2 tRNA genes are annotated in these 356 nt (G+C 64.0%); both read left to right on the top strand.

Annotated elements, in window-relative coordinates:
- Positions 1-72 precede the first annotated feature (72 nt).
- Positions 73-143 (top strand) — tRNA-Cys (locus NR072_RS07705).
- 58 nt (positions 144-201) lie between these two features.
- Positions 202-273 (top strand) — tRNA-Val (locus NR072_RS07700).
- Positions 274-356: the final 83 nt, after the last annotated feature.

Genomic DNA, 356 nt, shown 5'->3' with positions numbered 1-356 from the left:
TAGAGCGCCACCTTGCCAAGGTGGAGGTCGCGAGTTCGAATCTCGTCATCCGCTCGCTCAACCTTCACCCCTGGTCGGGTGGCCGAGAGGCGAGGCAGCGGCCTGCAAAGCCGTATACGCGGGTTCGAATCCCGTCCCGACCTCGCAGGCTTCTCCGACCGGGAGTGGCGGCATGTTCACCACCTCCTCGGAGGTGGACGAGCGCGATTGGCGCAGCGGTAGCGCGCTTCCCTGACACGGAAGAGGTCACTGGTTCGAACCCAGTATCGCGCACGGAGACGATCCGTGAGGATCGACTCAGGCGGATGTAGCTCAGTTGGCTAGAGCGCCACCTTGCCAAGGTGGAGGTCGCGAGT

Origin of the sequence: Micrococcus sp. Mcc89 (assembly GCF_024519795.1) — a bacterium.
Taxonomy (GTDB): Bacteria; Actinomycetota; Actinomycetes; order Actinomycetales; family Micrococcaceae; genus Micrococcus; species Micrococcus luteus.
This window is presented reverse-complemented; position numbering and strand designations above follow the sequence as displayed.